18 protein-coding genes are annotated in these 19,100 nt (G+C 74.5%); 10 read left to right on the forward strand and 8 right to left on the reverse strand.

Annotated features, from left to right (window positions below):
- Positions 1-18: 18 nt before the first annotated feature.
- From ACZ7RU_RS15970 to ACZ7RU_RS15985, 4 genes are all read left to right on the forward strand, one after another.
- Positions 19-1,821, forward strand: a complete 1,803-nt coding sequence (locus ACZ7RU_RS15970; RefSeq protein ID WP_470341534.1) for a non-ribosomal peptide synthetase — start codon at positions 19-21, stop codon at positions 1,819-1,821.
- Complete coding sequence (locus ACZ7RU_RS15975; RefSeq protein WP_470341535.1) at positions 1,818-4,649, forward strand: condensation domain-containing protein; 2,832 nt, start codon at positions 1,818-1,820, stop codon at positions 4,647-4,649. The genes ACZ7RU_RS15970 and ACZ7RU_RS15975 overlap by 4 nt, the downstream gene beginning before the upstream one ends.
- Before the next feature lie 176 nt (positions 4,650-4,825).
- A complete protein-coding gene (locus ACZ7RU_RS15980) occupies positions 4,826-5,659 on the forward strand; it encodes an SDR family oxidoreductase (RefSeq protein WP_470341536.1) in 834 nt (277 codons plus the stop codon).
- A gap of 136 nt (positions 5,660-5,795) precedes the next feature.
- Positions 5,796-6,491, forward strand: a complete 696-nt coding sequence (locus ACZ7RU_RS15985) for a polysaccharide deacetylase family protein (protein ID WP_470341537.1) — start codon at positions 5,796-5,798, stop codon at positions 6,489-6,491.
- 15 nt (positions 6,492-6,506) lie between these two features.
- On the opposite strand, the gene ACZ7RU_RS15990 is transcribed toward ACZ7RU_RS15985, so the two are convergent.
- Positions 6,507-7,001, reverse strand: coding sequence for an anthrone oxygenase family protein (locus tag ACZ7RU_RS15990; RefSeq protein WP_470341538.1), 495 nt, complete (start codon positions 6,999-7,001; stop codon positions 6,507-6,509).
- A 159-nt stretch (positions 7,002-7,160) separates the two neighbouring features.
- Here ACZ7RU_RS15990 and ACZ7RU_RS15995 point away from each other — a divergent pair, with 159 nt between their 5' ends.
- Complete coding sequence (locus ACZ7RU_RS15995; protein ID WP_470341539.1) at positions 7,161-7,739, forward strand: TetR/AcrR family transcriptional regulator; 579 nt, start codon at positions 7,161-7,163, stop codon at positions 7,737-7,739.
- Positions 7,740-7,798: 59 nt separating this feature from the next.
- Positions 7,799-8,956 carry an SGNH/GDSL hydrolase family protein gene (locus ACZ7RU_RS16000; RefSeq protein WP_470341540.1) on the forward strand — a complete coding sequence of 386 codons (1,158 nt, stop codon included), beginning with the start codon at positions 7,799-7,801 and terminating at the stop codon, positions 8,954-8,956.
- Between the two features lie 59 nt (positions 8,957-9,015).
- Here the strand turns inward: ACZ7RU_RS16000 and tpx are convergent, their stop codons facing one another.
- From tpx to ACZ7RU_RS16020, 4 genes are all read right to left on the reverse strand, one after another.
- Positions 9,016-9,516: a thiol peroxidase gene (gene tpx, locus ACZ7RU_RS16005; RefSeq protein ID WP_470341541.1), complete on the reverse strand. Its 501-nt coding sequence runs from the start codon at positions 9,514-9,516 to the stop codon at positions 9,016-9,018.
- A 137-nt stretch (positions 9,517-9,653) separates the two neighbouring features.
- The gene (locus ACZ7RU_RS16010) at positions 9,654-10,448 is read right to left on the reverse strand and encodes an alpha/beta fold hydrolase (protein WP_470341542.1); all 795 of its coding nucleotides are present in this window, start codon (positions 10,446-10,448) and stop codon (positions 9,654-9,656) included.
- Between the two features lie 145 nt (positions 10,449-10,593).
- Positions 10,594-11,190: a GNAT family N-acetyltransferase gene (locus ACZ7RU_RS16015; RefSeq protein ID WP_470341543.1), complete on the reverse strand. Its 597-nt coding sequence runs from the start codon at positions 11,188-11,190 to the stop codon at positions 10,594-10,596.
- Positions 11,191-11,327: 137 nt separating this feature from the next.
- Positions 11,328-12,266, reverse strand: a complete 939-nt coding sequence (locus tag ACZ7RU_RS16020) for an oxidoreductase (RefSeq protein ID WP_470341544.1) — start codon at positions 12,264-12,266, stop codon at positions 11,328-11,330.
- Between the two features lie 83 nt (positions 12,267-12,349).
- Here ACZ7RU_RS16020 and ACZ7RU_RS16025 point away from each other — a divergent pair, with 83 nt between their 5' ends.
- The 4 genes from ACZ7RU_RS16025 to ACZ7RU_RS16040 all read left to right on the forward strand — a co-directional run bounded on the left by ACZ7RU_RS16025 (position 12,350) and on the right by ACZ7RU_RS16040 (position 14,622).
- Positions 12,350-13,012, forward strand: coding sequence for a TetR family transcriptional regulator (locus ACZ7RU_RS16025; protein WP_470341545.1), 663 nt, complete (start codon positions 12,350-12,352; stop codon positions 13,010-13,012).
- Positions 13,013-13,158: 146 nt separating this feature from the next.
- Entirely contained in the window at positions 13,159-13,776 is a 618-nt protein-coding gene (locus ACZ7RU_RS16030; RefSeq protein WP_470341546.1) for a hypothetical protein, read from the forward strand.
- Positions 13,777-13,942: 166 nt separating this feature from the next.
- Positions 13,943-14,239 (forward strand): ArsR/SmtB family transcription factor, encoded by a 297-nt coding sequence (locus tag ACZ7RU_RS16035; RefSeq protein ID WP_470341547.1) that lies wholly within the window; start codon positions 13,943-13,945, stop codon positions 14,237-14,239.
- A complete protein-coding gene (locus tag ACZ7RU_RS16040) occupies positions 14,236-14,622 on the forward strand; it encodes a VOC family protein (protein ID WP_470341548.1) in 387 nt (128 codons plus the stop codon). Before ACZ7RU_RS16035 ends, ACZ7RU_RS16040 begins: the two co-directional genes overlap by 4 nt.
- Positions 14,623-14,768: 146 nt before the next feature.
- On the opposite strand, the gene ACZ7RU_RS16045 is transcribed toward ACZ7RU_RS16040, so the two are convergent.
- The 3 genes from ACZ7RU_RS16045 to ACZ7RU_RS16055 all read right to left on the reverse strand — a co-directional run bounded on the left by ACZ7RU_RS16045 (position 14,769) and on the right by ACZ7RU_RS16055 (position 18,929).
- Positions 14,769-15,866: a HEAT repeat domain-containing protein gene (locus ACZ7RU_RS16045; protein ID WP_470341549.1), complete on the reverse strand. Its 1,098-nt coding sequence runs from the start codon at positions 15,864-15,866 to the stop codon at positions 14,769-14,771.
- Positions 15,867-16,146: 280 nt separating this feature from the next.
- Positions 16,147-17,115 carry a phosphotransferase family protein gene (locus ACZ7RU_RS16050; RefSeq protein WP_470341550.1) on the reverse strand — a complete coding sequence of 323 codons (969 nt, stop codon included), beginning with the start codon at positions 17,113-17,115 and terminating at the stop codon, positions 16,147-16,149.
- A 155-nt stretch (positions 17,116-17,270) separates the two neighbouring features.
- The gene (locus ACZ7RU_RS16055; RefSeq protein ID WP_470341551.1) at positions 17,271-18,929 is read right to left on the reverse strand and encodes an eCIS core domain-containing protein; all 1,659 of its coding nucleotides are present in this window, start codon (positions 18,927-18,929) and stop codon (positions 17,271-17,273) included.
- Between the last annotated feature and the right edge of the window lie 171 nt (positions 18,930-19,100).

Genomic DNA, 19,100 nt, shown 5'->3' on the forward strand with positions numbered 1-19,100 from the left:
CGCCCGGAAGGGAACCACATGACCACCACCGCGACCCCGCCCGCCGATGTCCGGACCGTCGAGGCCGTCCCGGCCCTGATCGCCCGGCAGGCCGAGCGCCGGCCCGACGCGCTCGCCGTGACCGACGGCTCCACCGTCCTGACCTACCGCGAACTCGTCGACGCCGCAGGCCGGTTGGCCGCCGTGCTGGCCGACCGGGGGATCGGCCCCGGCAGCGCCGTCGGCCTGCTGTGCGCCCGCTCCACCCGGCTCGTCGTCGCCCAGCTCGCCGCCTGGCGGGTCGGCGCCCTGGTCGTCCCGATCGACCCGGCCTACCCGCGCCCGCGGATCGCCGAGATGACCACCGACGCGGACGTCCGGCTCGTCCTCGGCGACAAGGGCCTGCTCGCCGAGGCCGGGCTCCCCGAGGAGCGCACCCTCGTCCTGACCGAGCGCGGCACCGAGGCCGCCGGGGGCATGGCACCCGACGCCGCCGACCCGGCCGCGCCCGCCCTGCTCTACTACACCTCCGGCTCGACCGGCCGCCCCAAGGGCGTCCTCGTCCCGCACAGCGCCGTCGCCGACCTGGTCACCACCGAGGGCGCGTTCGTCCTCGGCCCGCGCGACCGGGTGCTCTTCCACTCCACCGTCTCCTTCGACGCCGCCACCTTCGAGCTGTGGGCCCCGCTCGCCCGCGGTGCCGCCGTGGCCGTCTCGCCGAGCGAACGGCCCACCGCCGAGGACCTGGTCCGCGACGTCGAACGCTTCGGCGTCACCACCCTCTTCATCACCACCGCGCTCTTCCACCACCTGGCCGCCCGCCGCTCCCGGGTCTTCGGGGTGCTGCGCACCCTGGCCGTCGGCGGCGAGGCGATCTCCGCCGAACACGCCGGCGCCGTGCTGCGGGCCTTCCCCTGGCTCGAACTGGTCAACGTCTACGGGCCGACCGAGGCCACCACCTTCACCACCCTGCACCGGGTCACCCCGGCCGACTGCGCGGGCTCCGTCCCGATCGGCCGGGCCTTCGGCGGCGCCCGCGCGTACGTCCTGGACGAGCGGCTCGCGCCGGTGGCGCCGGGCGCCGTCGGCGAACTGTGGATCGCCGGCGACCGGTTGGCCATCGGCTACCTCGACCGGCCGGAGCTGACCGCCGAGCGCTTTCGCGAACTGCCGGGCATCGGACGCGCCTACCGCAGCGGCGACCGGGTCCGCCAACGGCCGGACGGCGCCCTGGAGTACCACGGGCGCACCGACGACCAGGTCAAGGTCCGCGGCTTCCGGATCGAACCCGGCGAGGTCGAGCACGCGCTGCTCCAGCTGCCCGAGGTCGCCGAGGCGGCGGTCGTGGTCCGCCGGGCCGGGCAGGACGACGCCGCGCTCACCGCCTGCGTGGTGCTCGCCGAGGGCGCCCGCCCGGCCGTCGAGACGCTGCGCGCCCGGCTGGCCGAGCAGCTGCCCGCCCACCTGGTGCCCACCGCCTGGACCGTGCTCGCCGCGCTGCCGCTGACCGGCAGCGGAAAGGTGGACCGGCGGGCCCTGGCCGCCGACGAGCCGTCCGGGGCGCAGCCGTCCGGCGGCGCCGAACTCGGCCCGATCCAGCAGGTCGTCGCCGAGGCGTGGAGCCGGGCCCTGGAGCGCCCGATCACCGACCCGGCCGCCGACTTCCTCGCCGAGGGCGGGCACTCGCTGCTCGCCATGTGGGTGGTGGACGACCTGCGCGAGGACCTCGGGGTCGAGCTGTCGCTCGCCGACTTCCTCGACCACCCGACCGTCGCCGCCCAGGCCGAGCTGCTGGAACGCGCCCTGCTGGCCGCCGACGACACCCCCGGAGCCGACCGATGAGCACCGTCGACCAGACCGACCTGCTGCGCCGCGCCCGCAGCCGCCGCGCCGCCGCCCCGCCCGTCGAGCCCGCCCGGCCCGTTGCGCACGGTGACCAGGCCCCGCTGTCGCACGCCCAGCAGCGGATGTGGCTGATGGACCACCTCGGCCAGGGCGGCGCCCTCTACAACGTGCCGCTCGCCACCCGGCTGCGCGGCCCGCTCGACCACGCCGCCCTCGCCACCGCGATCACCGGCCTGACCGAACGGCACGCCGTCCTGCGCACCCGCTACCCGCGCCGCGGCGACCAGCCGTACCAGCAGATCGACCCGGTCACCCCGGTGCCGCTGCCGGTGCTGGACGCCACCGGCCCGGAGCAGCTCGCCACCGAGGCCGCCCGCCCGTTCGACCTCGCCACCGGCCCGGTGCTGCGCGCCGTGCTGCTGCGGCACGGGCCCGAGGACCACACACTGCTGCTGACGATCCATCACATCGCGGTGGACGGCGGCGCGTTGCGTCTCCTCGCGGCCGACCTCGCCGAGCTGTACCGCGCCGCGCGCGACGGCGTGCCGGACCGGCTCCCGTCGCCGGCCCCCTCGTACGCCGACTACGCCCGCCAGGAGCGCGCCCGGGACGCCGAGCTGACGGCCGCCGCCGACACCCTGGCGGCCCGGCTGTCCGGAGCCCGACCGCTGCCGCTGCTGCGGCCCGTCCCGCCCGGTACCCGTGAGCGCCGCGCCGCACTGCACACCGCCCCGCTGGAACCGGCGGTCGTGGAAGGGCTGCGCGGCCTCGGCGCGCGGCACGGCGCCACCCTGTTCACCGTCGTGCTGGCCGCCGCGTTCGCCGCGCTGCACCGCGCCTCCGGGCAGGACGACGTCGTCCTCGGCTGCGCCAGCGGCCACCGCGGGCGCCCCGAGTTCCGCCGGACCGTCGGACTCGCGGTCAACACCCTCGCCGTGCGGGCGAATCCGTCCGGTGACCTGACGTTCGCCGAACTGCTCGGCCTGGTCCGTACCGCCCTGCTCGACGCCCAGCAGCACCACGAGGTGCCGCTCGACCTGGTGGTCGAGCGGCTCGGCGCGGCCGCGCGCGGCGCCGACGGCACTCCGCTGCTCTCAGTCAGCTGCGACCTGCTCCAGGTCGTCGACCCGCTGGTGCTGCCGGGCCTCGACACCGAGAACGTGGACATCGACCTGGGGCTGGCCAAGTTCGGCCTCACCCTGCTGCTGGAGGACGGCCCGCGGCCGCGCTGCCTCTTGCAGCACGACCGGGACGTGCTGGACCCGGACACCGCCGCCCGGCTGCTCGACGCCTTCGCCGCGCTGCTCACCGCCGTGGCCGGAGACCCGGAACAGCGGCTGTCCGAACTGCCCGGAGAGCGGTTGGTGCCCGCCGAACAGCCGGTCGTGGCGGCCCTGTCGGCCGACCCGTCGGTGGTCGAGGCGGCCGTGGTCGAGAACCCCGACGGCCCGCCGCTCGCCTACGCGGTGGTGCGCGGGCCGGTCGCCCCGAGCGGCACCGACCTGCGGGCCGCCCTGCGCGGGCGCCTCCCGGCCGCCGAACTGCCGCTCGCGGTCACCCTGGTGGACCGGCTGCCCCGCCACCCCGACGGCACCCCCGACCGCGACCGGCTGCCCGGGGTGGGCCCGCTTCCCGGTACGGGCCCGCTGCCCGGCGCCGTCCCGTCGCAGGAGGGCCCGCTGGCCGCCGTACGGCAGGCCTTCGGCGAACTGCTCGGCGCGACCCCGCCCGCCGACGGCGACTTCTTCACCCTCGGCGGCCACTCCCTGGTCGCCGTCCAGCTCGCCGAACGCCTGCGCACCAGCACCGGGTTGCCGCTCACCGGCCTGGACATCCTGGAGCAGCGCACCCCGCGCGCCCTGGCCGCCCTGCTCGCCGGCCGCGAGGACGAGCGCCGCGCCGCCCTCGCCCAGGCCGGCGCCCGCCCGCGGACCACCGGCGCCCGCGTCGGCACCGTGCTGCTCACCGGCGCCACCGGCGGTGTCGGCGCGGCGGTGCTCCAGGAGCTGATGGCCCAGGGCCGGCCGGTCCGGGTGCTGGTGCGGCCGGAGTCCGCGCACCTGCCCGCGCTGAACGGCGCCGAGGTGGCGGCGGGCGACCTCGGCGACCTCGACAGCCTGCGCCGGGCCGTCGAGGGCGTCGACGCCGTGATCCACTCCGCCTGCACCTTCACCGACCACGCCACCGACCTCGCCGCGATGCGCGCGCTGGTCGACGGCTGGCGGGGCGGCCCGTTCGTCTTCGTCAGCAGCATCGACGCGTACGGCCGACCGTCGGGAACCGAGGTGCCGGAGGGCGGCCCCGGCGGCGGGTCCGTCACCCCGTACGGGCAGGCCAAGCTGGACTGCGAGCGGATCCTCTTCGAGGCCGCCGCCACCGGTCGCGGCCCGGCCACCGCCGTACGCGCCCCGATCGTCTGGGGCCCGCACCACCGCCTGCGCGACCAGCTCCGCTGGGGCTCCACCAGCGCCCTCTACCAGGCCGCCCTGGCCGGCCGGCCGATCGGCCTGCCGGACTCGCCGCGGTGGTACGGCGCCTCCTGGGTGCACGCCGCCGCGCTGGCCCGCGCCCTCACCGCCTGCCTCGCCCCGGACCACCCCGCCGCCGGCCGGGTCGTCAACGCGGTGAGCGGACACGTCTCCTGGGCCGACTTCACCGCGGAACTGGTCCGCCTGCTCGGCTCCGAGAGCCCGGTCGAACCCGCCGCCGACGCCGACGAGGAACTCCGCCGCCCCTGGCACTACCGGGCGGACATCCTGGCCGGCCCGCTCACCCCGGAACCGGGCGAGGACTGGCGCAGCGTCCTGGCGGCCATGGTCCGCTGAGCGCCAGGCCGCGGGAGGAGGAGCCCGGCCGCCGGACTCCTCCGCCCGCGCTACCGGAACCGCCGCAGCCGGGAGACCGCGGTGTCCGAGCAGCTGCTCCCCCGCCGTCTTGACCTCAAGCTCACTTGAACTCCTAGCCTTCGACCGATGATCCATCGGATGACGGGAGAGGGCACATGATTCTTGTGACAGGAGCCACCGGGAACGTCGGACGGGCTCTGCTCGAGGAGCTTCACGCCCGTGGTGCCGGCCCCCTGCGGGGGCTCACCCGGGACGCCGCCCGGGCCCGCTTCCCCGAGGGGGTGGAGGCGTGGGAGGGCGACTTCGCCGACCCGGCGTCCCTGGCGCCCGCCCTCGACGGGGTGCGCTCGCTCTTCCTGGTGTCCCGGATCGGCTCCGACGCCGACATCCTGGACGCCGCCCGGCGGGCGGGTGTCGAGCACGTGGTGCTGGTGTCGTCCATCACCGTCCAGACCCATCCGCACCTGGGCCCGGCCCGCGAGAACCTCGCCGTCGAACGGCTGCTCGAGGACAGCGGCATGGCGTGGACGGTGCTGCGGCCGACGCAGTTCGCCTCGAACGCGCTCTGGTGGGCGCCGTCGATCCGCGAAGGCCGCACGGTCCGCGTGCCGTACGCGGACACCGGGCTGCCCACGATCCACCCCGCGGACATCGCGGCGGTGGCGCGCGTGGCGTTGACCGAGCCCGGCCACCGGGGACGGACCTACGCCCTGACCGGCCCGGAGCGGGTGACGGCCCGGCAGCAGGTGGCGGCCGTCGCGGCGGCGCTGGGACGGGAGGTCGCGCTCGAGCAGACCGGCCGGGAGGAGGCTCATCGGCAGCTGGCCGCGGTCTTCGGGGCCGAGGCGGCGGACGCGGTGCTGGACGTGACGGGCGGGGACGTCAACGACGGGCTGCTGGAGGTGCGCGACACCGTCGAAGCGGTCACCGGAGCCCCCGCCAGGCCGTTCCACCGCTGGGTGTCCGAGAACATCGCCGCCTTCCGCTGAGGCGCCTGCTTCCTGTTTCGGGTCCTCAGCCCGACTGGCCGGTTCCGTTCGCTCGCGACCGACGGCGGGTCGCGGTGGACGGGCCGTCGGGAGCAGACTGGCCGGTGCACGGGAGTTCCGACCGCAGGGGGCAGGCATGACCGTACGACCCGGCAGGCGCAAGGCAGTGGGCAGGCTCCGGACCGCGATCGGCGCACTCGTCGTCGCCCTGGCCGCGGGTGCGGCGGTCGCCCTCCCGGTGACAGAGGCGGAGGCGGCCGCCGCCAAGGGCGGCAAGGTGGTCTACCTGACCTTCGACGACGGCCCCAGCCCCGCCCACACGCCCAAGGTCCTGGCGACGCTCGCCCGGTACGGGGTGCGCGCGACCTTCTTCGAGATCGGGCAGAACGTCGCCGCCCACCCCTGGCTGACCGCGCAGGTCGCCAAGCAGGGCCACAGCGTGCAGAACCACTCCTGGTCCCACCCGGACCTGCGCAAGCTCTCCGCCTCCGCGCTCAACGCGCAGGTGGCCGACACCGACAAGGCCATCCGGGCCCAGACCGGACGTACCCCGACCTGCCTGCGCCCGCCGTACGGCGCGGTCAACGGCACGGTGCGCTCGAAGGCCGGGGCGCTCGGCAAGCAGGTCGTGCTCTGGTCGGTGGACCCGGCGGACTGGTCCCGTCCCGGCACCGCCGCGATCCGGTCGCGGGTGCTCGACAAGGTCCGCCCCGGCTCGGTGATCCTGCTGCACGACGGGGGAGGCGACCGCAGTCAGACGGTGGCCGCACTGCCGGGGATCATCTCCACGCTCAAGGCACGCGGGTACGGCTTCGCCACCCTCTGCGGTTGAGCCGAGCCGCCCCGGTCAGCTCCGCCCGTCGAGGACGAGCGCCCAGACGAGGCAGGCCAGGGCGCCCGTCGACAGCACGGCGCGCAGCACGTTGAAGCGCACCCAGCGCGCCTCGAACCGGGCACGCACCGCGGCCGGGTCGGCGATCCGCCGGGCCTCACCGGCGGCTTCGAGCCCGTCGTTCAGCGGGATGTTGACCGCGCGGGTGATGCCGATCACCGCGACGTACAGCACCAGCGCGGCGATGGTCGCGGGCAGGACGTCGTGCCCGTCGGAGGGCAGGTGCAGGGCGACCGCGGCGGCGGTGGCGAGCAGGGCCCCGACGAAGCCGAGGAAGAACCAGCCGTTCAGGATCGCCATGTTGACGCGCTGCATGACCTCGATGAAGGTCCGGTCCTCGACCCGCGCGAGCGCCGGCATGACCGAGCACGAGTAGCCGTAGAACAGTCCCGCGGTCAGTCCACAGGTGACCGTGGCCGCCACCAGGACGAGTGTGCGTGCCGTTTCCATCGTCGTGTGCCCCTCGCTTCTCGCCGGCAGTGCTGCCGGTACTGCCGGTACTGCCGCGCCCCACGGCCCGCAGGGCCAGCTGTTCGCCATTTGCCTAAACCCTATAGGAAATCCCATACTGTCCATAGACAGCCGACGTGACCGTACGGGAGAACGCAGATGGCAAGGGCAGGGCTGACCGTCGAACGCCTGGTCGTCGCGGGTGCCGAGCTCGCCGACGAGGTCGGATTCGACCAGGTGACCGTCGCCGCGCTCGCCCGCCGCTTCGGCGTGCAGACGGCGAGCCTCTACTCCCACCTCAAGGGCTCCCAGGACCTCAGGACCCGGATCGCCCTCCACGCCCTGGAGGAACTCGCCGACCTCGTCGCCGACGCCCTGGCCGGCCGGGCGGGCCGCGACGCGCTCGCGGCCTTCGCGGACGCCTACCGCGACTACGCGGCCCGCCACCCCGGCCGCTACGACGCCACCCGCCTGCGCCTGGACGCCGAGACGGCCGCCGCCAGCGCGGGCGTCCGGCACGCCCAGATGACCAGGGCGATCCTGCGCGGCTACGACCTGACCGAACCCGAACAGACCCACGCCGTGCGGATGCTCGGCAGCGTCTTCCACGGCTACATCAGCCTGGAGGCGGCCGGCGGGTTCAGCCACACCGCCGTGGACCCGCGGCAGTCCTGGGACTGGATCATCGACTCCCTCGACGCCCTGCTGCGCGCGGGCGGAGCCCGTCCGGCCGGCTGACCGGCCCCCGCACGCCCTGCATGACTCGTCCATTCCGTACGACGACCCGAAGAAGCATCATGACGACGATCACCACCCCCGTCACCGAGGACCTCCTCCACGGCCACCTCGACGTCGAGCACACCCGCCGCGGCCTGCTGCCGCACCGCCTGCCCGCCGGCGCCCGCCGACGGATCCCGGACGAACAGCTCGCGATGGCCGAGTCCCAGCCCTCCGGCGTCCGGCTGGCCTTCCGCACCCGCGCCACCGCCGTCACGCTGCACACCGTCCCCACCAAGCGCGCCTACCCGGGCGTCCCGAACGTCCCGGACGGCGTCTACGACCTCCTCGTGGACGGCCGGCTCACCGCGCAGAGCGGCGTCCCCGGCGGCAACCTGCGCACCGTCGACCTGGCCACCGGACGCGTCGAGCTGACCGAAGGACCGCCCGGCAGCGCCCGGTTCACCGGTCTGCCGGAACGGGACAAGACCGTCGAGATCTGGCTCCCGCACACCGAGACCACCGAACTGATCGCCCTCGACACCGACGCCCCGATCGAGCCGCTCCCGGCCGGCACCCGCAAACGCTGGCTGCACCACGGCAGTTCGATCAGCCACGGCTCCAACGCCGCCCACCCCACCGGCACCTGGCCCGCCCTGGCGGCCATCGGGGCGGGCCTGGACCTGACCAACCTCGGCTTCGGCGGCGGCGCCCTGCTCGACCCGTTCACCGCGCGCACCATCCGCGACACCCCGGCGGACCTGATCAGCCTCAAGCTCGGCATCAACCTGGTGAACAGCGACCTGATGCGGCTGCGCGCCTTCACCCCGGCGGTCCACGGCTTCCTGGACACCGTCCGGGACGGCCACCCGACCACGCCGCTGCTGGTCGTCTCCCCGCTGCTGTGCCCGCTGCACGAAACCGTGCCGGGCCCGCTCGCCCCCGACTTCAGCACCGGCACCCTGCGCTTCCGCGCCACCGGCGACCCGGCCGACGTCGCCGCCGGACGGCTCACCCTCACCGTCATCCGCGCCGAACTCGCCCGCATCGTCGCCGACCGCCGGGCCGACGGCGACGAGCACCTGCACCACCTGGACGGCCTGGCCCTCTACGGCGAGCCCGACCACGAGGCCCACCCGCTCCCCGACGGCCTCCACCCCTCCCCGGAGGCCCACCGGCTCATCGCGGAGCGCTTCACCGAACTCGCCCTCAACCCCGGTGGCGCGCTGGCCCCGTGAGCCAGGGGGCGGCCCGCCCCCGGTGGCCTTGTTCCGTGGGGGCGGGCCGCGTGAGCGAGTCAGTTGAGGGCGGCGAGTGCGGCCTCGTAGTCGGGCTCGTCGGCGATCTCCGCGACGAGTTCGGTGTGCAGGACGGTGTCGTTCTCGTCCAGGACGACGACCGCGCGGGCGGTGAGTCCGGCCAGCGGGCCGTCGGCGATCGCCACGCCGTAGACGTCGTGGAAGTCCCGGCCGCGCAGCGTGGAGAGGGTCTTGACGTTCTCCAGGCCCTCGGAGCCGCAGAACCGGGCCTGGGCGAACGGCAGGTCGGCCGACACGCACAGCACGACGGTGTTGTCCAGCGAGCCGGCCTTGGCGTTGAACGTGCGCACCGACGTCGCGCAGGTCGGGGTGTCGATGCTCGGGAAGATGTTCAGGACCTTGCGCCGGCCTGCGAAGTCGTTCAGCGACACGTCCGCGAGTCCCTCGCCGACGAGCGTGAACGCCGGTGCCTGGGTCCCGGCGGCGGGCAGTGCGCCACCGACCTGCACCGGGTTCCCCTTCAGCGTGACCTGAGCCATGAAAAGCCTCCTACCAGCGGTGTGTACGGGATGCAACGCCGCTGATCCTACTGCCCGCCGCGCTCCCGGCACGGGGGAACCCGTGTGGTCGTGCCCGGCGTGCGGGGCCGTGCTCTGTCGGGAATCGGTCGTCCGTCTCAGCGGGGGTCCGGTCCCGTGTGGGTCAGGGCTTCCGCGATGACCTCCGCGACGCGCCGTGGTTCCTCGTTGGGCAGGAAGAAGCTGGTGCCGGGGATCGTGATGAGGGTTGCCTGTGGACAGGCGTTCAGGGTGCGTCGCTCGTCGGGGGTGAGGCCTCCGTCGCCTTTTTCGGCGTGCACGATCCAGACCGGTACCCCGGTCGCGCACAGGCGTGCGGCCGGCTGCTCCTGGGCGCGCAGGTGGTCGAGGTAACCGAGGAGGATCAGGCGTGCCACGCGCGGGTCGTTGCTCCGCAGGTCGGCGAGGATCTCGGTGCGGCGTCCGGGCGGTACCCGCATGCCCTTGGTGGCCGGGCCCATGAGTTTCAGCAGAGCGGCGACGGGCAGCGGGCCGAGGACGCTGCCCAGCCGGCACACGGCACGGAAGAACGCGGGTTCGTCCGCGGGCGACATGCTGATGCCCAGCAGCACCGTCGGGCCGGTGAACGCGCCGGTCGCGACCATCTCCAGGGCCACGGTGGCGCCCATGCTGAAGCCCACGACCACGCCGCAGCGCTGCTGGTCGGCCAGGCGGGCGGCGTGCCGGGCCAGGGTGGTGACGGTGAAGTCCTCCGGCGGCGCCGTTCGGCAGTGCCCCGGCAGCGTCGCCGCGACCAGCCGGGTCCCGGCCAGCGCGGGCTCCGCCATCACCTCGGCGTACGACCGGGCGGGGTTCAGCCCTCCGGGCAGCAGCAGTACGCTCCGGTGCGCGTCGGCCGGCCCCGAAACGAGCAGGTCCCATGCGATGTCCATCGGAGTCCTCCACACGGTCGCGCACTGCGCCGGTGCGGCGCCCGGCCGGCGGTGCGCCACCGCGACGAATGGTTTCTTCATCGTGACGCGCGCGCCCGTACCGGGCGACCTGGCCGCCCGGCTCCGCGTGTGAGGCCGTGCCCGGCTAGCCGGGGGCGTTGCCCGAGGTGGGGGTGAGGTGCCAGGTGGTCTCGTAGTGGGCCAGGCGTCCGTCGTCGGCGATCTGTCGCATTCCGCAGGCGGTCATGACGCGTCGGGAGGCGGTGTTGTGCAGGTCGGTGTCGCCGCGTACGCGGAGGGCGCCGGTGTGGCGGGCGTGGGCGAGCAGGGCGTGCAGGGTTTCGCGGGCATAGCCGTGGCCGCGGGCGGCGGGGACGAGGCCGTAGCCGACGGTGACGGTGCCTTCGTCGTCGGCGGGGCCGTGGAAGCCGGCGCCGCCGATGGCGAGCCCGTCGGCGCGGCGACGGATCTCGTAGGCGCCGTACCGGCCCTGGCCGCCGTCCTGGGCGGACACCTCGAGGAAGCGGCGGGCGCCGGCGACGTCCGCGGGCGTCGGGTAGCCCTGCGCCCACAGCCCGCCCGGGCCCGAACCGTCCGGGTGGGAACCGTCCGGGCCCGGGTTGTCCGGGTCGGCGGTGGTGATGCGTCGGGCCAGGGCCGTGGTGAGCGGGTGCAGAACCAGCCGTGCCGTCACGATCGGGTCCGGGCCGGTGGGTGCGTGCGTACCGGTGTCGTCGTCCATGCCGGTGTCGTAGCAGAGCGTCCCGCCGCCGCGCACCCGGATTTCCCCCGGGCCCCGGGCGACCCGGCCCCCGGTCCCGTGCGTGGGCGGGGGTGCTGATACCGCCTCACTGCCCGCCCCGGGGGAGGGGCGAGAGGTCAGGTGCCGGGGGCCTCCGGGATCGTGAAGGTGATCCCGGTCAGCTCCTGGGACACCTCCCACAGGCGCCGGCCGGTCTCCTCGTCCTGTGCGTGCCGGGCCGGGGAGGTGCGTGCCGGGGTGCCGCGCAGTTCGCCGGGGCCGTCGGGTCCGTACAGTTCGCCGCCGCCCACGTCGGGTGCGGTCGCCGCGTGCAGCTGCGCCAGCGCTCCGCGTGCGGGTGACTGGGCGAGGGGGCGCAGCATATGGCCGAACAGCAGTCGCACCGGGCCGACGGCGCCGGTGTGCGGCAGCCGGGTGGCGGCGTAGCCGGGGTGGGCGAGGACGCTGCGTACGGGGCTGTGGGCGGTGTGCAGGCGGCGGTGCAGTTCGAGGGCGAAGACGGCGTTGGCGAGCTTGGACTGGTTGTAGTGGCCCATGGGGGAGTAGGCCCGTTCGCCGGTGAGGTCGTCGAAGTCGAGGCGGGCGCGGCGGTGGTTGGCGGAGGTGACGGTGACGACGCGGGGGTCGCGGCCGCGGGCGAGGAGGTCGATGAGGTGGGCGGTGAGGGCGAAGTGGCCGAGGTGGTTGACGGCGAACTGCAGCTCGTGGCCGTGCGGGGTGAGGGTGCGCGGGGGTGCCATGACGCCGGCGTTGTTGATCAGGACGTCGGGGGTGGGGCCGTCGTGGCGCAGGCCGGCGGCGAAGGCGTGGACGGAGTGCGGGTCGCCGAGGTCGAGGTGGCGCACGTCCAGTCGGGCGGCGGGGTGTGCGGCGGTCAGGAGGGCTGCGGCGCGGCGGCCTTTGGCCTCGTCGCGTACGGCGAGGACGACGTGGGCGCCGCGGCGGGCGAGGGCGTCGGTGGTGGCCAGGCCCAGGCCGCTGCTGGCGCCGGTGACGACGAACACCCGTCCGCTGAGGTCCGGGACGGGGTCGGGGGTCCGGTTGCTTCGGATCATACGGCTCACGGTGCCCCGCCTGTCACCAAGTGTCAAGAATGACGTTTGGTGTCGTGCGCGGCGTTGGGGGCTAGTATGGGGCGGTGACCTCCCGACCCGCGGCCACGCTGGCCCAGCGCAAGCGCCAGCTCGTGGCCGACGAACTGACCCAGGCGGCCCTGGACCTGCTGGCGGACGGCGGGTTCGACGCCGTGACGGTCGACGAGATCGCCACCGCCGCGGGCGTGTCCAAGCGGACGTTCTTCCGCTACTTCGCGTCCAAGGAGGACGTGGTCGTCCAGTTCCTGGCCGCGCTCGGTGCCGCCATGCGCGAGGAACTGGCCCGCCGGCCGGCCGACGAGGCGCCCTCGGTGGCGCTGCGGCAGGCGGTGTGGCGCTGCGTGGAGGACTGCGCCGGACACGAGGAGCGCGCCCGCAAGGTGGTGCGGCTGGTCCTGTCCACCCCCGCGCTGCTCGCCCGCTTCCTGGAGCGCCAGGCGCAGTGGCGCGACGAGCTCGCCGCGGAACTCGCCGCGCGCCTGGGCCTGGACGCCGGGCGCGAGCTGTACCCGCGGCTGGCCGCGGACATGGCGCTGGCGGCCTTCCACACGGTGCTCCAGCGCTGGAGCACCGCCGGGGCGGACGGCACCGGCGGTACGGACGGCGGCGCGGGTGGTTCGGTGGACGTCGCGGTGCTGACGCGGGACTGCTTCGCCGTCATCGCCCCGGCCCTGGACGCCGTCGTGCGCACCCCCGCCACGGGCTGACCGGGACCGCTCCGGCCCGGCCGGCGCACGCCTTCGTCGCAGGACCTGCGCGCGGGCGCGCGGCTCCTGCGTCGGCGCGTCAGCGGGCGGCAGCGCGAAGGTAGGTGCCCGGCCGGGCGTCCCGGTGCGGGTCGTACAGTGGCCGCGTGTCGGCGCAGTGGTGGTTCGTGAGTGACGATCCGGAGACCGAGTCCGAGCTGGACGGGGCCGAACGGGCCTTCGTGACGGTGCTGCGCGGGCGTGCCCGGGAGTGGCGGGTCACGCCGGCCGTCAGCTGGGTGGGGCGGCCCGAGGACGACTCCTCGCTGGTGGTGTGCGCCGGGGTCGGGGACGGCGTGCTCGGGTGGCCGCTGCGCGTCGGTGTGCACTTCAGCGGGGCCACGGTGCGCGGGGACCGGCTCGCCCACCAGAACTTCTACTGGCCGGTACAGCCGCCGAGCGCCCTGGCGCTGGACGCCACCGGCACCCCCGAGGTGCTGGCGGCGCTGACGGCCGACTGGTTCGAGCGCGTCCTGCGGATGCCCGTGGTGCGTCACGAGTGGTACCACGAGGGCCGGCGCTACGCGTACCGGTGCCTGTTCGTCGGCGACGGCGACGGCTGGTGCGACGCGTACCGTGAGGCCCTCGCCCCGCCGGAGCGGCGCGAGCGCCTGCGGGCTGCCGGCGGGCCGGCCGACGGCGCGCCGGGCGCCGGGTACGGGATCCGCTCGACGGCCCTCGGGCGGCCCGACCGCGTCGTCACCCTGCGGGACGCGCCGCCCTGACGCCCTGCCCCGGGCCCGGCCGGATCCGTCCCCGGGGTCGGTCGGATCCGGACTGCGGGCATGACGGCTCTCCTTGCGCCGGGCGGGCCGGGGTTCGCGTGGCACGGTGGGTGCGCGCCGTCCGCCTCGTTTGATAGGCAAGTCTCGGCTTGCCTATGGTGGAGTGGTGACCGACGATGGAGTGTGGAAGGCGCTGGCGGACCCAACCCGCCGCCTGATCCTCGACGAGCTGGCCCAGCGTGGCGGCCAGTCGCTGTTCGAGATCTGCGTGCGGCTGACCACCCGGCACGCGCTGGGCCTGTCGCGGCAGGCCGTCAGCCAGCACCTGGCGGTGCTGGAGGCGGCCGGCCTGGTGCGGGTGCGCCGCGAGGGCCGCTACAAGTTCCACGACCTGAACACCGAACCGCTTGAGCGCATCGCCACCCGCTGGCTCAGGCCCGAACCACCCGAGGACGCCCTGTGAGGATCAACCTGGCCAGTGTCTTCGTCGACGACCAGGACAAGGCCCTGCGTTTCTACACCGACGTGCTGGGATTCGTGAAGAAGACCGAGGTCCCGCTCGGCGGGCACAGCTGGCTCACCGTCGTCTCACCCGAACAGCCCGACGGCACCGAACTGGTCCTGGAACCCGACCAGCACCCCGCCGCCAAGGCCTACGTCGCCGCCCTCGCCGCCGACGGCATCCCCGCCACCTCCTTCGCCGTGGACGACGTGCACGGCGAGTACGAGCGCCTGCGCGCCCTGGGTGTGCGCTTCACCCAGGCCCCCCTCGCCCTCGGACCGGTCACCACCGCGGTCCTGGACGACACCTGCGGCAACCTCATCCAGATCGCCCAGTACCACTGACCTCCCGTCCGCGCGAGGCCCCGTACCCGGGGCCCGTGACCCGGCGGGGTCAGAGTGCGGCGGGGCGGGGCGGGGCGGGGCGGGGCGTGCGAGTGGCGGTCGGGTTCCCGCTGACGTCCTCGCCGGCGCGTGTTCCGGGCAGGCCGTCAGGTCGTCGGTGTACTCCCGGCGGGGCCGGTGCGGTCGGCCCGCGCGAGGTCGGCCGCGGCGAGGTCGGCGGCCACGAGGTCGGCCGCCCGTCCGGGGTCGCCGTCGGCGCGGGCGAGCAGGGCGGCCGCGTGGTAGCGGGCGTCGGGGGCCTGTCGGTGGGTCACTGTCATCTCCATCGCGTGCACCGATTCGTAGCGCGGTGAGCTGAGCGCCGCGTCGATGTCCGGGTGCCGCCGTTGCAGTTCCAGGACGATCTTCCAGGCGTCGTCCTGGATCCGGGCCCGCCGTACCGGGTCGCAGGCCGCGAGGGCCCGGTCGGTCTCGGGCGGGTCGAGGTGGCAGGCGGCCAGGGCGGGCAGGAGTTCGGGGACGCCCAGGATCGCCGCCGCGTCCAGGGTGGCGCTGTGGGACCAGTTGTCGGTGCCCAGCAGCTGCGCGATCAGGGGGACGGCCCGTGGGTCGTGCCGTCTGGCCAGGCCTCGTGCGCCTTCTTCGCGGACCTCGTCGTACTCGTCGGTGGTGCACCTCCACAGCGCGTCCCGGATGGCGGCGGTGTCGTGGTCCAGTTGGGATCCCAGCGTGAAGGCCGCCCAGTTGCGGGTTTCGGGGTCCTGGTCGCGGGTGAGGCGGATCAGTGCCCGGACATCGGGTCCGTCGGGCAGTGCGCCGTGGACGGAGGCGAACTGCGAGGCGACGTCGCACCGCAGTGCGGCGTCCTCGTGGCGGGAGAGGGCGACCAGTACGGCAACGGCGCGCGTGTCGTGCGTGCGGCCCAGGGCGCAGACCAGGGAGGACAACACGCTGAGCGCCGTCTCGGCCTCGGCGAGCGCTGTCAGGGCGGTGGCCGCCCCGGCGCGCAGGTGCTCGTGTTCGTCGGCGACGCATCCCAGTAGGTCGCAGCCCACCATCCGTTCCAGGGCGTCGGGTGATTGCAGCAACCGCGTACCGTGGTGCCACGCGACCTGTCCGCCGTCCCCCGTGACCGCCTGCCGGGCCAGCGCCCAGTAGGCGTGCCAGTCGTCGTCGGCCTGCGAGGCCTGCGCTGTTCGCGCGGCGGCCGTCACCCGCCCTGTCAGTCCCGCCGTATCGTCCATGGGCGCATCCTGCCCGAGGTGCCCGGCGCGGGGTACCGGATTTCCGCGCCGCGCCGGATCCGCACGGCTCCCGGCCGCCCACTGTTCACCGTCGTCGGCGTTTCGGTGTGGTCGGTGGTGGACCTCGCGGCTGGCGCGCCCAACGGTGGCGGGGTGCTGACCAGCCGATCAGCGGCCGGGCCCCGCGTGATCGGTTTCGGTTCGGGCGGGGAGGCTGGGAGGGACTGCTGCCCGGTAGGGACCGGTGTGTATGACGCTGCCGCCCACAGGCCGGGTCGGGTCAGGAGTAGTGGTCGAGGAGGGCCTGTAGGTAGTTTTCGAGGCGTTGGGTCAGGAGGGTGGGTGTGAGGTCGGTACGGCCGAGTTCGCGCCAGGGGGTGGCGACTTTTTCGGCGTCGGGGGCGAAGGCGAGGGTGTCGAGCAGTCGCCAGTACAGGTGGTCGCGGCCTTGGGCGAGGGGGCGGCCGCCGTTGGCGGTGTAGTGGTCGGGGAAGGCCAGTCCGGCTTGGGGTCCGTGCAGGAGGGCCAGGGTGGTGGCGCAGTGGGCGACGTCGAGGTCGGCCGGGCCCCAGGAGGTTTCGACCCAGTCGACGACTCCGGTGAGGGTGAGGGTGGTGCCGGTGCCGGTGAACAGGACGTTGCCAGGGTGGAAGTCGCGGTGCAGGAAGCACGCCTGGTGCGGGGGCGCGGGGGTGTCGATCGCGTTGACGGCCCGTTTCCACAGTTCGGGGCGGGTGGTGTTCTCGGGTGGGGTGACGCGTTCGGGGGTGGTCCACGGCTGCCAGGTGCGTGGCCGGTGGGTGTCGTCGACGTGCAGGGCGTGGACGGCGGCCAGTTGCGCGGCCAGCAGGTCGGCGCGGGCGGCGGTGTCGTCGTCGTGGTCCACGCGTACGCTGCCGGGCAGGTGGGTCATCAGCAGCGACGGGTGCTCGCACACCGCCCCGTGGGCGTCCACGGCGACGAGTCGCGCGGCCGGGACGGCGCTGTCCTCCAGCCGGCGCAGCACGGCGGCTTCGCGGGCCAGCAGTTGGGGGGCGTGGCGGCGGTAGAAGGGTTTGACGAAGGAGCGCAGCACGAGTGCGTAGGGGTGCGCGCCGTCGGGGCGGGTCACCTCCAGGCGGCGCATGCGCGAGGTCCATCCGCCTTTGAGCGCGCTGACCGCGCTGATGCGCTCGCCGGGCGCGAGGTGTCCCTCGACCCACCGGCGCGTGCCGTCCCACCCCTGGTCCAGGTCCCCACTGTCGATCACGGACGGCAAGCCTACGCCCCCGCCCCGGCCGGCCCCTGGTCGCCCCCGGCTCGGGAGCGCCGGCGGATTCCGGGCGGGCGTCGGTGGTCGCTGAGTCGGGGTCAATTTCTGTGAGTTCAGCATGTGATGGGCTTTGGCGGCGGGTCCTGGCCCCCTCAATTCGCCCCCTGTCCCGCCACGATGTCGGCGAAGACGATCACGGCCGCGCTCTCGCCGTACTGCGCCGACCGCTCCTGCCGGAAATCGCCGCTGCGCACGAGGATCCGGCTGATGTGGATCTTCGTGCCGATGGGGAAGGTCATCTCCTCCTCGGACTGGTTGTTCCGGCCGAGCGCCCTTCCCCGGTGGTTCTCCGGGAGGCTGAACTCCCAGACGATCTCCTTGCCGGCCACGTACGTGTGGGTCAACGGATCGCCGTACGTGGTCGACAGGATCGCCGGCCACTCGATCGTCTGGTCGACCGAGACGTAGCCGCCGTCCGGGTGGCTCTCCTGCTGCTTGAGGATGCCGCCGAACGAGTCGTACACGTGCTTGCTGTCGCCTCGCACCACGTTGCCTTCGTCGTTCGCGCGGGGCGTCGTGAAGTCGTCCCACACGCCGTTGATCCGGGCGAAGATGTCGAAGGTGTCCGCGAGGTGCTTCTCGTCCCACGACTCCGTGGTCTGCTCGTCCGCGTAGCCCCGCGCCATGGCGACACTGCGCCACGTGTCGAGCACCTCGCTCTCCCTTGACTTGTAGGAGAAGCCGGGGGCGGCGATCTCGCCGGGGGTGAAGCCGACCTGCCCGAGGGCCGCGAGGAGCGGGTTGATCCGGCGGTAGTCGGCGCTGAGGTAGTTCTCGCCGAGGTCGAGGTCCTTCTGCTTCTGCTTGGCCGCGAGGACCGTCGGGTCCAACTCCAGGGCGCGAGCCGCGTCGTACTCCGCGCGGGAGGCCACCCGGTCCTCGACCGTCCCCCACGACTTGTCCTTGAGGGACGCCCGGGGCTTCTTGCCGTCCTCGTCCGCGGAGATCAGGTAGGACCCGAAGCTGAAACCGAGGATCGTGTGCCCCGTGACGTCCTCCTCGTCCGTGTGCTTGACGACCTGGGTCCCCTTCGGGAGGCCCGCCGCGAGGGTGCGCTGTACGGGTGCCTCCGCCGCAACGGCCGTCCCGGTCCCGTGGCCGGCCGAACGCTGCACGTCGGAGGAGGCCTGGGGGGCCGGACGGCTCATCACCGCGCGGGCGTTGGCCTCGGCCTCGCGTTCGAAGCGGTCGGCGGGGTCGGAGACCTTCAGCCCGTCGCCGTTGTCGGTACCGCTGACCGGTCCCCGGCGCTGCTGGATGACATGGGTGAGCTCGTGGGCGAGGGTGTGCGCGTCGCCCCCGCCCTCACCGATGACGACGTGGTTGCCGGAGGTGTAGGCACGCGCGCCGACCTCGGCGGCGGAGGCCTTCGCGGCGCCGCCGGTGTGGATGCGTACGTCGGAGAAGTCCGCGCCGAGGCGGGACTCCATGTCCGTACGGGTGGCCTGGTCCAGGGGCCGGCCGGGGCCGCGCAGGACATCGTGGACGGAGGAGCGCTGGACGGCCGGGGCCGCGGCACGCTGGACGGCGGGGCCATCGGAGCCCTCGTGACCGCAGCCGTCACCGTGCCGGTGCTCCTCCCCGTCCAGGCCGCGGCCGGCCCGGCGGAGCATCTGGACGACCGCCGCGTTGCCCACGGTGCCCTGGAGGGCGAGCAGTTGTGACCGTGGGTGCCCGGCCTGGGCGGGCGCGTGCCTCGCCTCCCGGCCGGCCTTGGCCCCGGTGGCTTCCTCGTTCTCCCGCTTGCGCATCGGGCTCCGCTCCTTCTGGGATCGTCGGCAACGTCCCACTCAACCCGACGGCCACGGCGTGGCGGAAGGTACGTCAGGGCAGAGCTCGGGGTCCCTGCGACGGTCTCCCGCGGCACTTCCGTACAGGCGGCACGACAGCAGGGTGCTGCGGCGGCTGAGCCGGGCCGGCCG

Source organism: Kitasatospora sp. NPDC114501 (assembly GCF_055633695.1).